Annotated in this window: 14 protein-coding genes; 12 read left to right on the forward strand and 2 right to left on the reverse strand. The window is 67.0% G+C overall.

Annotation, left to right across the window (positions count from 1 at the left end; genetic code table 11):
* The first annotated feature begins 49 nt into the window (after positions 1–49).
* Positions 50–952 (forward strand): tyrosine recombinase XerC, encoded by a 903-nt coding sequence (locus KY497_RS11275; RefSeq protein ID WP_141385994.1) that lies wholly within the window; start codon positions 50–52, stop codon positions 950–952.
* Positions 953–977: 25 nt separating this feature from the next.
* Here the strand turns inward: KY497_RS11275 and KY497_RS11280 are convergent, their stop codons facing one another.
* Positions 978–1,511 carry a murein hydrolase activator EnvC gene (locus KY497_RS11280; protein ID WP_219869064.1) on the reverse strand — a complete coding sequence of 178 codons (534 nt, stop codon included), beginning with the start codon at positions 1,509–1,511 and terminating at the stop codon, positions 978–980.
* A gap of 304 nt (positions 1,512–1,815) precedes the next feature.
* On the opposite strand from KY497_RS11280, the gene rpsB reads away from it, so the two are divergent.
* The 9 genes from rpsB (at position 1,816) to KY497_RS11320 (ending at position 8,556) form a co-directional block, all read left to right on the forward strand.
* A complete protein-coding gene (rpsB, locus tag KY497_RS11285; RefSeq protein ID WP_017830713.1) occupies positions 1,816–2,766 on the forward strand; it encodes a 30S ribosomal protein S2 in 951 nt (316 codons plus the stop codon).
* A 42-nt stretch (positions 2,767–2,808) separates the two neighbouring features.
* Entirely contained in the window at positions 2,809–3,636 is an 828-nt protein-coding gene (gene tsf, locus KY497_RS11290) for a translation elongation factor Ts (protein ID WP_055868491.1), read from the forward strand.
* Positions 3,637–3,730: 94 nt separating this feature from the next.
* A complete protein-coding gene (gene pyrH, locus KY497_RS11295) occupies positions 3,731–4,447 on the forward strand; it encodes a UMP kinase (protein WP_017830711.1) in 717 nt (238 codons plus the stop codon).
* A gap of 68 nt (positions 4,448–4,515) precedes the next feature.
* Positions 4,516–5,070, forward strand: a complete 555-nt coding sequence (gene frr / locus KY497_RS11300) for a ribosome recycling factor (RefSeq protein WP_141385996.1) — start codon at positions 4,516–4,518, stop codon at positions 5,068–5,070.
* Between the two features lie 5 nt (positions 5,071–5,075).
* Entirely contained in the window at positions 5,076–6,221 is a 1,146-nt protein-coding gene (locus KY497_RS11305) for a phosphatidate cytidylyltransferase (protein WP_219869065.1), read from the forward strand.
* Complete coding sequence (locus KY497_RS11310; RefSeq protein ID WP_055868485.1) at positions 6,221–6,799, forward strand: DivIVA domain-containing protein; 579 nt, start codon at positions 6,221–6,223, stop codon at positions 6,797–6,799. Before KY497_RS11305 ends, KY497_RS11310 begins: the two co-directional genes overlap by 1 nt.
* A gap of 66 nt (positions 6,800–6,865) precedes the next feature.
* Entirely contained in the window at positions 6,866–7,540 is a 675-nt protein-coding gene (locus KY497_RS11315; protein ID WP_235562512.1) for a transglycosylase SLT domain-containing protein, read from the forward strand.
* Between the two features lie 9 nt (positions 7,541–7,549).
* On the forward strand, positions 7,550–7,837 hold the full coding sequence (locus tag KY497_RS16740; protein ID WP_081603926.1) for a hypothetical protein: 288 nt from the start codon (positions 7,550–7,552) through the stop codon (positions 7,835–7,837).
* Positions 7,834–8,556, forward strand: coding sequence for an alpha/beta hydrolase (locus KY497_RS11320; RefSeq protein ID WP_164743668.1), 723 nt, complete (start codon positions 7,834–7,836; stop codon positions 8,554–8,556). The genes KY497_RS16740 and KY497_RS11320 overlap by 4 nt, the downstream gene beginning before the upstream one ends.
* 268 nt (positions 8,557–8,824) lie before the next feature.
* On the opposite strand, the gene KY497_RS11325 is transcribed toward KY497_RS11320, so the two are convergent.
* Positions 8,825–9,886 carry an AI-2E family transporter gene (locus KY497_RS11325; protein ID WP_055868471.1) on the reverse strand — a complete coding sequence of 354 codons (1,062 nt, stop codon included), beginning with the start codon at positions 9,884–9,886 and terminating at the stop codon, positions 8,825–8,827.
* A gap of 180 nt (positions 9,887–10,066) precedes the next feature.
* On the opposite strand from KY497_RS11325, the gene KY497_RS11330 reads away from it, so the two are divergent.
* Positions 10,067–12,004 (forward strand): glycosyl transferase, encoded by a 1,938-nt coding sequence (locus KY497_RS11330; RefSeq protein ID WP_219869066.1) that lies wholly within the window; start codon positions 10,067–10,069, stop codon positions 12,002–12,004.
* A complete protein-coding gene (locus KY497_RS11335; protein ID WP_218682342.1) occupies positions 12,001–12,924 on the forward strand; it encodes a tetratricopeptide repeat protein in 924 nt (307 codons plus the stop codon). Before KY497_RS11330 ends, KY497_RS11335 begins: the two co-directional genes overlap by 4 nt.
* The last annotated feature ends 7 nt before the right edge of the window (positions 12,925–12,931 follow it).

The following is a 12,931-nucleotide window of genomic DNA, read 5'->3' on the forward strand; positions in this document are numbered from 1 at the left end:
CGACGGCGAGGCTGCCTGAGACATCTGGGGAGCGGTGCAAGCTGGAGTCATGGATCTCGCGACCGCGGCAGACGAGTTCGCCGATCACCTGGAGCGGGTGCGTCGGCTGTCTCCCGCGACCGTGAAGGCCTATCGATCCGACCTGCGCGACCTCGACGCATCGGCAGGGGGCGTCCCGCTCGAAGCCGTCGATTTGGAGGTTCTGCGGGATTGGCTCTGGCGTGCGACGCAGCGGGGTGATGCGCGATCGACGCTGGCGCGGCGGGCAGCCACGGCCCGATCGTTCTTCAGCTGGGCGCAGGAGCGCGCCCTCATCGCCCATGACCCGAGCCTGCGTCTGGTCGCGCCGAAGAAGGGGAGGACGCTCCCGACGGTCGCCTCACGAGACGTGATGTCCGCGCTCCTCGACACGCTCCGCGCTGCGGCAGAGGAGGGGGACGCGCTCGCGCTGCGGGACCACGCGATCCTCGAGCTGCTGTACGGCTCCGGTATCCGCGTCTCGGAACTGTGCGGATTGGACATCGACGACCTCGATCTCGATCGCGGCACTGCGCGCGTGCTCGGCAAAGGAGCTAAGGAGCGCGTGGTTCCTTACGGCTCGCCCGCGCGGGACGCGCTCACCGCGTATCTGACACGCGGAAGGCCGGTTCTCGTGGCCAGGTCGCGGACGTTCACCGCCGCAGTGATCCTCGGAAGCCGGGGGGCGAGAGTGGGACCGCGCACCGTGTACGAACTCGTCGCACGTGAGCTCGCTCCGATCGTCGGCACGGAGACGATCGGCCCTCATGCCTTGCGGCACACCGCTGCCACGCACCTTCTCGACGGTGGAGCCGATCTCCGGGCCGTGCAGGAGATCCTCGGACATGCGAGCCTCGGAACGACGCAGATCTATACACATGTCTCCACCGAGCGGCTGACTGCGACCTATCGGCTCGCCCATCCGCGGGCGTGAGCCGGCGTCTTCCGCGCACCTTCGCTCAGCGTGCGAGGCAACATGGGAGAAGCACGGCGCGAGGAACCTCGCCGAAGAAGAGCATGGGGTTCACGTAGTCGCCGTTGCGTCGAACACCGAGGTGCAGTGCGCCGGGTGAGGTGTGTCCGCCCACGTCGACGAATCCGATCTCCTCGCCGGAGACCACCACGTCACCCGGAACCAAGGGGGAGCGAAGCGGTTCGAATGTGGTCACCAGTCCATTCGCGTGTTCGATGGTGAGGATCGGGCGATCCACCACGGTGCCGCGGAAGGCGACGGTCCCGTCGGCCGGAGCGGACACCACCGCGCCGACGGATGCGCCGAGATCGACTCCGCGATGCCCGGCTCCGTACTCGTGCGCGGGGGCGCGATAGGGCTCCAGTACCAGGCGCGGGCCGGCCAACGGCCAGCTCCAGTGGGCCCCGGCGGTGTCGTCCGGCGTCGGGGCTTCGGTCGCGCCGGTGACGGCCGACGGGGACGAGGCGGCGATGACGAACGCCATCAGCAGTGTGGAGACGGTTCTGGAGGATGCGCGCATGGCAGGAGTCTCGTCGCTCATGCACGGTCGTTCGCGTACGAAGCGACGTCGGGGCCACCTCTGCGGGACAAGTCAGGCAGGCGAGCGTGAGTGCAGGGTCAGTGGACGCGCGATCCTGTATGCTGGGGGAGCACCTCGAAATCGAGGTGACTACGCGTGCCCAAAGCGATTCAGATCGCGGCATCCATTCCCACAGGTCCTGTTCTTCGAGCGGGCGGGCGTGAGCCGGGCACCAGGAAGTCCGATCATCCGATCGGCTTGCAACCTCAACGGCGCAGGAACGCGCCAGAACAAGGAGACGACCATGGCTGTGGTCACCATCCGCCAGCTGCTCGACAGCGGCGTGCACTTCGGACACCAGACCCGTCGGTGGAACCCGAAGGTCAAGCGCTTCATCCTCACGGAGCGCAGCGGCATCCACATCATCGACCTGCAGCAGTCGCTGGGGTACATCGACAAGGCCTACGACTTCGTCAAGGAGACCGTCGCCCACGGTGGAACGATCCTCTTCGTCGGCACCAAGAAGCAGGCGCAGGAGATCCTCGCAGAGCAGGCGACCCGTGTCGGCCAGCCCTTCGTGAACCAGCGCTGGCTCGGTGGACTCCTCACCAACTTCCAGACGATCTCCAAGCGTCTCGCTCGCATGAAGGAGCTCGAGGAGCTCGACTACGAGACCCCGGCGAACAGCGGCTTCACGAAGAAGGAGCTGCTCCTCAAGAAGCGCGAGCTCGACAAGCTGCACAAGTCGCTCGGCGGTATCCGCAACCTCACGAAGACGCCGTCGGCCATCTGGGTCGTCGACGCCAAGCGCGAGCACCTCGCCATCGACGAGGCCAAGAAGCTCGGCATCCCGGTGATCGGCATCCTCGACACGAACGCCGACCCGGACGACTTCCAGTACCCGATCCCCGGCAACGACGACGCGATCCGTTCCGTCTCGCTGCTGACGCGCATCATCGCTGACGCCGCGGCCGAGGGCCTGCAGCAGAAGCACAACCCGGAGACGGGCGACGCCGAGCCGCTCGCCGACTGGGAGAAGGAGCTCCTCGAGACTCCTGCCCAGGAGGTTCAGGAGTCCGCTGACGCCGCCGAGGTCGTCACCGCAGATGACGCTGCTGCCGTCGTCGAGACGCCCGCCGCCGACGAGACCGCTGCCGACGAGGCCGGTGCTGAGGCTCACGACGAGGCGATCGCCGCCGCTTCCGGTGAGGAGACCGCTGAGGTCGCCGCCGCCGAAGCTGCTGACGCCAAGTAATCCCCTCGTACACACACCTAACGAAGCAAGGAGCCACCACACATGGCCAACTTCACCATCGCTGACCTCAAGGCGCTGCGTGAGCAGCTCGGCACCGGAATGGTCGACACCAAGAAGGCGCTCGAGGAGGCCGACGGAGACGTCGCGAAGGCCACCGAGATCCTGCGTCTCAAGGGTGCGAAGGGCAACGCGAAGCGCGCTGACCGCTCGACCAGCGAGGGACTGATCGTCGCTCGTGAGCAGGATGGCGCTGTGACGCTCATCGAGCTCGCTTGCGAGACCGACTTCGTCGCCAAGAACGAGCGTTTCATCGCGCTGGCCGATAAGGTCGCCGACGCCGCAGCAGCAGTGAAGGCCGACTCGGTCGACGCTGCCCTCGCCGCGACCGCTGGCGACAAGAGCGTCGAGCAGGTCATCTCTGAAGAGGCTGCGATCATCGGCGAGAAGGTCGAGCTGCGCCGGGTGCGCACGATCACCGGCGACAAGGTCGAGGTCTACCTGCACCGCACGAGCAAGGACCTGCCGCCGCAGATCGGCGTCGTCGTCGCCTACTCGGGTGACGACGCGGAGACTGCGCGCAGCATCGCCCAGCACATCTCGTTCGCCAACCCGTCCTACCTGTCGCGTGAGGATGTTCCTGCCGACGCGGTCGAGAAGGAGCGCGAGATCGTCACCGAGATCTCTCGCAACGAGGGCAAGCCGGAAGCGGCTCTCCCGAAGATCGTCGAGGGCCGCGTCTCTGCGTTCATCAAGCAGGTAGCCCTGCTCGAGCAGGACTACGCCAAGGACAACAAGCTCTCTGTCGCCCAGGTGGCGAAGGACGCCGGTATCACCGTGACGGACTTCGCGCGCTTCAAGGTCGGCGCGTAGCAACGTCGAAGGGGTTCGGATCGCGAAGATCCGAACCCCTTCTTCATGCCCCCAAGGCACTATCTTGAATCGGGACGAGAGGACACACCCACCCATGACTGAACGCACCGGACGCCGCCGCGTCCTTCTCAAGCTCTCCGGAGAGGCATTCGGAGCGGGGCAGCTGGGCGTCAGCCCCGATGTGGTGTCCCAGATCGCGCGCGACATCGCGGCCGCCGTCGACCGCGTCGAGGTCGCGATCGTCGTCGGTGGGGGCAACTTCTTCCGCGGAGCCGAGCTGAGCCAGCGCGGTATGGACCGCGGACGCGCCGACTACATGGGCATGCTGGGCACGGTCATGAACGCCCTCGCGCTGCAGGACTTCCTGGAGCAGGCCGGAGCCGCCACCCGCGTGCAGTCGGCGATCTCGATGACGCAGGTCGCCGAGCCGTACATTCCGCGTCGCGCCGAACGCCACCTCGAGAAGGGTCGCGTCGTCATCTTCGGTGCCGGTGCAGGCCTCCCGTACTTCTCCACCGACACCGTCGCCGCGCAGCGCGCTCTCGAGATCGGTGCGGACGAGGTGCTCGTCGCCAAGAACGGCGTCGACGCGATCTACACCGCCGACCCGAACAAGCACGCCGACGCGGAGCGCATCGAGCGCGTGACCTATCGCGACGCCCTGCAGCGCGGTCTCAAGGTCGTCGACTCCACGGCGTTCAGCCTGTGCATGGACAACAGCATGGACATGCGGGTGTTCGGCATGGAGCCGGCGGGCAACGTGACCCGTGCGCTTCTCGGCGAGCCGATCGGAACCCTCGTCACCGCCTGAGCGTGTGACACGGCGGAGACGACTTCGCCCGATAGAATTTGCATAACACCCCGACGATAGGAGTCACCGTGATCGCGGACGTCCTCGCTGAAACCACCACTCGTATGAACCGGGCGGTCGAAGCTGCCAAGGAGGACTTCTCCACGGTGCGCACCGGTCGTGCGAACCCGCAGATGTTCCAGAAGGTTCTCGTGGACTACTACGGCACTCCCACCCCGATCGCGCAGCTCGCTTCACTGGCGAACCAGGAGGCACGCACGCTCATCATCACGCCGTACGACAAGTCGGCGCTGAAGGCGATCGAGCAGGCCATCCGCGACATGCCGAACCTCGGTGCCAATCCCACGAACGACGGCAACCTCGTTCGCGTGACGATTCCGGAGCTCACGGCGGAGCGTCGCAAGGAGTACGTCAAGCTCGTCAAGACCAAGGCCGAGGACGCGAAGGTCCACGTCCGCGGCATCCGTCGCAAGGCGAAGGACGAGCTGGACGCGCTCAAGAGCGAGCTCGGCGAGGATGAGATCGCGCGCGGCGAGAAGGAGCTCGACGTCCTGACGCGTCAGCACGTCGAGCTCATCGATGACGCGCTGAAGCGCAAAGAGGCAGAACTCCTCGAGGTGTAGTCAGGATGTCTGACGAAACGCGAGATGCCGAGGACGACAAGCCGTTCACGCGTCACGACGCGCACGACGGCCCGCCGTCCGACAGCGTCCCGCTCGGGGACGAGGCATTCCCGTCCTTCGACGCCGCCGCCGTTCCTCCGCGCCCCCCGCTGCCGGTGTCTCCGGATGGTTCGGCAGCGGGTCACGCCTCCCCATTGGACACGGCGGATCACAATGCGATCCGCGAGCAATGGCGTGCGGCGCGGGATGAGCTGGGCACCCATGTCTCCCACGCGCGCGACCAGCTCGACCAGGCGAACGAACGCATCAAGGAGCGCACGGGGCGGGATCTGATCCTCGCGATCCTGATCGGTCTCGCGTTCGGCGCTGCGCTGCTCGGATCGCTGCTGTTCCTGAAGGTGCTGTTCGTGCCGTTCGCCCTCGCGGCCGCACTGCTGGGCGTCTACGAGCTCTCCAGAGCACTGCGGAGCTCCGGCCGGCGGGTCGACGTGGTGCCGCAGCTGATCGCAGCCGCCTTCCTCGTGCTGTCCGCCTACTTCGCCGAGCCCTGGCTGTGCTGGGTCATGCTCTTCGTCTCGGTGGCTTTCGTCATCGTCTGGCGCCTCATCGCACAGATGGTCGAGAGGGACGGCCGTACCTACGGCGACGTGCTCGCCGACGCGGTGATCAGCGTCTTCGTCCAGGTGTACGTGCCCTTCCTCGCAGGCATCGCGCTCATCCTCCTCAAGCAGGAGGGTGGACAGTGGTGGGTGCTCGGGTTCATCGCGATCGCCGTCGCCGCCGATACGGGCGCCTATGCTGCGGGCCTGGCGTTCGGACGTCACCCCATGGCACCGAAGATCAGCCCGAAGAAGACCTGGGAGGGCTTCGGCGGTGCCGTCGTCGCCTCACTCGCGGTGGGTGTGGTGCTGGCGCTCTTCCTCCTGGAGCTGCCGTGGTGGTGCGGACTGATCTTCGGCGCGTCTATCCTCTTGTCCGCGACGCTCGGAGATCTCGGCGAGTCGATGCTCAAGCGCGACCTCGGCATCAAGGACATGAGCTCCTGGCTGCCGGGGCACGGCGGGCTGCTCGACCGTCTCGACAGCATCCTGCCCTCGACGATTCCCGCGCTCTGCCTGTACTTCCTCTTCTCTCCTTGGGTGGTTCTGTGATGAACGATGACGAGCTCGACGTGCAGACGACACAGGCACCGCCTGCGTTCGCGGTCACTTCCGGACGCGTGCGCGGGTATCACCGTGCGGCCGTGGACACCTTCCTCTCGTCGGCTCGCCGCGCGTTCGAGACGGGCGGTGATGAGCTCACCGCTGAGGATGTCCGCACCGCGTCGTTCCCCCTCGTGAAGGGCGGTTACGTGGTCGCCGACGTCGACGCGGCACTGGGCCGGGTCGAGGATGCCTTCGCGGCGCGCGAGCGCGATCGCGTGGTGCGCACGCAGGGAGCGGGCGCCTGGGTCGAACAGGCCAGAGCAGATGCGCAGGTCATCCTCGACCATCTCGCCCGCCCGCGCCGACACCGCTTCGCTCGGACCGGAGTGCTCACCTTCGGCTACCGTCTCGACGAGGTCGACCATGTATCGACGCGCATCGTGCGGTACCTCCGCGACGGCGATCCGTTGACGGCCGAGCAGTTGCGCTCGGCGGCGTTCCGCATGCAGCGCGGCGGGTATCGCGAAGAGCAGGTCGACGCGCTCCTCGACGCGACGATCGACGTGATTCTGGCTGTTCGCTGAGGTTTCTGATGGTCGATCCAGGCTCTGTTGCGTAGACTGTCCCTCATCGTGAACTCCCGAAACGACATGAATCTCGAAAGAAGCGACCTCTCGCCTGTGCCCGCGGCGAAGGGTGGCGCCGCGCGCGCGGGTGCTCGACGCCGGTCCCGCAGCCGAGGCGTCGTCAGCGTCGTCAGTGCCCTCGCGGTCGTCGGTTTCGCCGGCGCGTTGGTCGCACCGACCGGAGTGGCACTTGCCGCACCCGCACCCCAGGAGTCGCCGGATTCGGCGTATTCACTCGCACTCGCCGACACGCAGAACTTGACCGTCACGGTCGAGGGCGCTGCGATCGCGCCCGTCGTGCGCGGCAGTTTCGAGGTGTACGTCAAGCCGAAGCCCGCTCCGGAACCCACCGTCGCGGCTGCGCCACGAGGGGGCTCGTCCGGTGGTTCGTCGGGTGGCTCCCTTCCGCCCTACACCGGCGGCGGAGCCCCTGCGGAGTGGATGGCGGCAGCCGGTATCGCGGAGAGCGACCGGCAGTATGTCGACTACATCGTCTCGCGGGAGAGCGGTTGGAACCCGAACGCGACGAACAAGTCGTCGGGCGCCTGCGGTCTCGTGCAGGCGCTTCCCTGCAGCAAGGTGCCAGGTAACGGGTATGACCCGGTCGACAACCTTCGTTGGGCGACCGGCTATGCCACCGGACGCTACGGCAGCTGGTCGGGGGCCTACAACTTCTGGATCAACAACCACTGGTGGTGAGCAGGCACCATGCCCCGCTCCCGCAGACGCCCTTCGGCGCGCCCTGAGCCCGAAGACTCCTTCGATCGTCTTCTCGCCGGCTGGAAGCGCACGGAGACCCGGCGCGGTGGTGAGTGGACCGTGCAGCCCGTGTCCGCGGCGCAGGCGCAGAAGGAGTACCTCTGCCCCGGATGCGGGCGGGGGATCGAGGCCGGTACGGCACATCTGGTCACCTGGCGCGCAGACGGGGTGCTCGGTGACGCGGCCGACCTCGCCGCACGTCGGCATTGGCACACACACTGTTGGAGACTTGCATGAGCATCGAGATCCGAGGACCGCTGGAGCTGCCGGCGCGACGCGAAGACATCGAGCTGAAGACCGCTGACGGTCTGACGCTGGTCGGAGAGCTCTCCGTGCCGGAGCACGTACCGCCGACGGCGACCCTCGTGACGCTGCACCCGCTGCCGACGGCCGGTGGCTTCATGGACTCGCACATCATCCGCAAGGCCGCCGCTCGCCTCCCCGCGCTCGCGGACCTCGCCGTCCTGCGTTTCAACACACGGGGGACCACCTCCCCCCGAGGCACGAGCGATGGCGCCTTCGACGGCGGGGCTGCCGAGAGGCACGACGTCGCGGCGGCCATGGACTTCGTCCGTGATCGCGCGCTTCCGCGTCCCTGGCTTCTGGGGTGGTCCTTCGGTACCGAACTCGCACTGAAGTACGGCCGGGACCACGACATCGAGGGGATCATCCTCCTCTCGCCGCCCCTCCACCGCGCGACGCCGGAGGAGGTCGCCGCCTGGGCGGCGACCGGACTCCCCGTGATCGTCCTGGTGCCGGAGCTCGACGACTACCTGCGCCCGCCAGAGGCTCGGGAACGATTCGCAGCGATTCCGCACGCCACCCTGATCGCGGTGGATGGCGGGAAGCACCTCTGGGTGGGCGAGACGCAGACGCGGCGAGTGCTCACGGAGATCGTGGCGGCGGTGAATCCCTCAGCCCTGCCTCTCGCGACGCAGTGGCCGGTCGCCGAGTAGGCGTCTCCGACGGTGGGATCTATCGGCGCGCTGAGACCGCGCTCGGCTAGTGTGCTGCCGTGATGCGCGGGGGCTCCCTGTTCGTCGCCTACCCCGGCCCGGACGATGCTGATGGGGCCGTAGCGGTGGCAGACCATCACGCTGGCGCTCCGACCTTGCGTGAAGCGGTGAGTACCGTCGACGCGGGAGCTGGAGGGCTGTGGCTCACGGACTACACGCAGCTGACGATGGCCGCTCAGTTCGACGACGAAGCGGCCACTGCCTCGGATCAGAGCTCGTTCATTCGGGGGATGAGCACCTGACGGTAGATGATCAGGATGCTCGCCGCTACGGGGATCGCGATGAGCGCGCCCAGCAGCCCCAGGAGGCTTCCTCCGGCGAGGGCGGCGACGACGACGACGGCTCCCGGCACCGAGACGGCACGGCTCATGATGCGTGGGGAGATGATGTAGGCCTCGATCTGCATGTAGATCAGGTAGTAGATCGCGGCGGCGATGGCCGTCGCCGGCGATCCGAGCCCGGGGATCAAGCAGACGAGCACGATGATCGTCGAACCCGTCAAGGTTCCGACGAGGGGGATGAGCGAGAAGAAGAACGCGATCACGGCGAGGACGGCCGGGAACGGTGCATCGATGATGGAGAGATAGACCGCACTCAGCACACCGTTGAGGACGCCCTGCGAGACCTGGCCCATGACGTAGTAGCCCACGGAGTCGGTGATCTGCTCGGACAGATCGATGAAGCGGTCGCGCTTGGACGCCGGGGCGAGCTGGTAGACGGCTCGCTTGAGGGAGGGCGTCGAGGCCGTCAGGTAGATCGTCAGGATGAGCACGATGAACGCGCCGAACAGGCCACCGAGCACGGCGCCACTGGCGACGAGCACACCCTGGCCGATGGATCCGCCGATCTCCGCGAGATTGCTCGTCAGCCAGTTGGTGATGTAGGTGAACACGTCATCGACGAGCAAGTTCGGGAAGGCGTCCTGGATCCATTCCTTGAGGTCAGGGATCAAGTTTCCTCGCTGCACGATCGCCGAGATCTGGGCGACCAACTGGGAGATCTGATCCACGAGCACCGGCAGCACGATGAGTACGATCCCCGCGAAGACACCGAGTACCGCCAGGATCGTCACGAGGACGGCCGCCCAGCGCGGAAGCCGTCGACGCTCGAGGAACGATACGAGAGGATCGAGGCCCAGACTCAGGAACAGCGCGGTGCCGAGGTACAGCAGCACGGTGGACAGATTCTCCACACTGTTGATCAGCAGGATGCCCAACCCCACGCCGAGCGTCGCCACCAGGGCGGTGCGGAAGGGATTGTGGATCTTCATGTGCAGACTCCTCGTGACGGCTGCAGCAAGATTACCCAGCCGTCCGGCCCCGGCACCGACGACGTGCCGATCCAGCGGGCACTGCACCTGCTCGTGGGCAACACACAGCTGATTTCGCTAGTCTGAAATGTCGAGTGTTGCGTCGCAGGCAGGTGCCGGTGATGCGTGAGGAGACTATTCGTGCGTTTCGTATGGGCCGTGGTGGCCTTCGTGCTGGCTGCGGTGCTGATCGGTGCGGGGATAGCCCAGCGCACCATCTTCATGGGACCTGACACTCAGAAGACCCAGGTCGAGATCAGCGAACCGGCGCCGTTCGTGCTCATCGACGGCGATGTCCTCCGCGCGAATCCCGGCGCGCAGACCCTGATCGTTCGCGGACAGGGCGAGATCTTCGGGAGCTACGGTCGGACCGCCGACATGAAGGCCTGGCTCGCCGACTCCGACTACAACCAGGTCACTCTTAAGAAGAGCGGCGATCTGGCCGTCGAGCATGTCGAAGCGGAGACCGAGGCGAGCGAAGACGGCGCGACCGACGCTCCGGCGGAGGGCGATGCCGGTTCCGCAGGGCGCGATCCGCGGGGATCCGACCTCTGGCTCGACTCGTTCGACGAAGACAACCGTCTCGTCGCCGACAACATGCAGCTGCCCGAGGGCACGAGCCTGCTGATCACCTATGACGGCACCGCTGATGCGCCGGACGACATCGTGGTTTCCTGGCCGCTCGACAACTCGACACCGTGGGCCGGACCCCTCATGGTCGCCGGCGGCATCGTGCTGTTGCTCGGCCTCATCCTGTACGTGCTCGCGATCCGCCACCAGCGCCGCGGACGCGGACCCCGACGCAAGGGACCCGGCCCGCTGCCCGCGACCGAGCCGATCGACATCGCCGTGCTTCCTCCGTCGGAGCGTGCGGCGATCGAGGAGTCCGGATCTGCCGTCAGCGCGTCTCCGCCCGAGAGCGCCGCACCGGCAGGCGGAGACGTCGAAGAAGCGGAGATCGTGGACGAGAACAAGAATCCCGACGCCAAGACCTCCATGCGCGTGGCGCCGGCCCCTCGGCGACGACGCATGCTGGCACTCCCGGTTCTGGGGCTCACGGCCATTCTCGCCGCCGGGTGCTCGTCGGATTCCTGGCCGCAGCTGGGGGAGGCCTCGCCCACCCCGTCACCCAGCCCGACGGTGATCGCGCCGGAGAACCAGAAGCCGCCCGCTGTCACGGAGGCACAGGCCAAGCGCATCCTGAAGTCGCTCGCCGGCACTGTCAGCGAAGCCGACGCGGCACTCGACCTCGACCTTCTCTCCACACGTTTCGAGGGACCGGCGCTCGCTGCGCGGACCACCGAGTATGCCCTGCGGACGAAGCTCCCGGACACGGCGCCTCCCGCAGCGATCCCGACCGATGACGTCGAGGTGGTGCTCCCGGAGTCGACCGACCAGTGGCCGCGCACCGTGCTCATGCTGTCGAAGACCGGCGATGACACCGTGCCTCCCGTCGTGTTGACGATGACGCAGGCAGACCCCTGGTCGAACTACAAGGTCTCGAACATCGCCGAGATGTCGGCTGACGCGGTCTTCCCCGAGGTCGCCGCCGCGTGGCTCGGGACGTCTCTCGTCCCGTCCGACTCCGCTTTCCTCACCATCGCGCCCGCCGACCTCGCCGCGACCTTCGCCGACGTGGTGGATCAGGGAGAGCAGAGCGAGTCGTACGATACGTTCGACGATCTGGCGCTCAGCTACGCGAAATCGATCACCGACAGCCGTCAGGCCGTGATCCAGGCGCTCGCGGACAAGGGTGCTGCCGACACGTCGAAGGCCGCGTTCGACATGGCCTCGACGACGGACGCGCCCATCTCGATGACGACTCTCGACAGCGGCGCGATCGTCGCGGTCACCCTCACCGATACCGAGACCGTGACGCCGACGGGAGAAGACGTGTCGATCCGTTTCGGCGACAACGCCCAGGCCAAGGCGCTCACCGACGCGACCGAGTCCGCGAAGGGCGTCGAGACGACTTACGAGTTCCAGCTGTTCTTCTCGGTCCCCGCCAAGGGATCGACGGAGCAGATCCGCCTCCTGGCAGCACACCAGGACCTCCTGTCCGTGAAGGTGATCAAATGAGTGAGATCTCTCCCGCCGCACTCCGCGGCGCCGTAGACCTGTCGAGCCTGCGCAACCGACCGACACCGCCTGCCGAGGGCGAGCCGGCTCCCGGGGTCGTCGATCTCGTCGTGGACGCCACCGATGAGACCTTCGGACAGATTCTCGAGCTCTCGCGTACCGTTCCCGTGGTCGTCGACCTGTGGGCGGAGTGGTGCGGTCCCTGCAAGCAGCTGAGTCCGATCATCGAGAAGGTGACGCGCGAGCTCGGCGGGCGCGTCTTGCTCGCCAAAGTCGATGTGGATGCGAACCCGCAGCTCGCGCAGAGCTTCCGTGCGCAGTCCATCCCGATGGTCGTGGCCCTCATCGCGGGTCAGCCGGTGCCGATGTTCACCGGTGCCGTCCCGGAGCAGCAGGTGCGCGACGTGTTCGCACAGTTGCTTCAGGTGGCGGCGCAGAATGGCGTGACCGGAACACTCTCGGTCGCAGAGGCGGGCGCGGAACCCGCGCCTGCTGCGGAGCCGGAGCTTCCTCCGCTGCACGCAGAGGCCTTTGCAGCAATCGAAGTCGGTGACTACGCGGCCGCCATCAAGGCGTACGAGAAGGCCCTCGCGGAGAACCCTCGCGACGAGGATGCGCTCGCTGGTCTCGGACAGGTGCGTCTTCTCGACCGTGTGCAGGGGCTCGACCTTCAGTCGGCACGGGCCGCGGCCGCCGAAGCCCCTCTCGATGTCCAGGCGCAGTTCGACGTGGCTGACCTCGACCTCGCCGGCGGGCACGTCGATGACGCTTTCGGTCGTCTGCTCGACCTGTTCGCGCAGCTCCCGTCCGACCAGCGCGCACCCGTGCGGGAGCGTCTGGTGGAGCTCTTCGGGCTCATCGGCGCGGAGGATCCGCGTGTGGTGTCGGCGCGCAACCGTCTCTCGTCGCTGCTGTTCTAGAACAGCA

It is taken from the genome of Microbacterium sp. PAMC22086 (assembly GCF_019443525.1).
In the GTDB taxonomy this organism is placed as follows: Bacteria; Actinomycetota; Actinomycetes; order Actinomycetales; family Microbacteriaceae; genus Microbacterium; species Microbacterium maritypicum.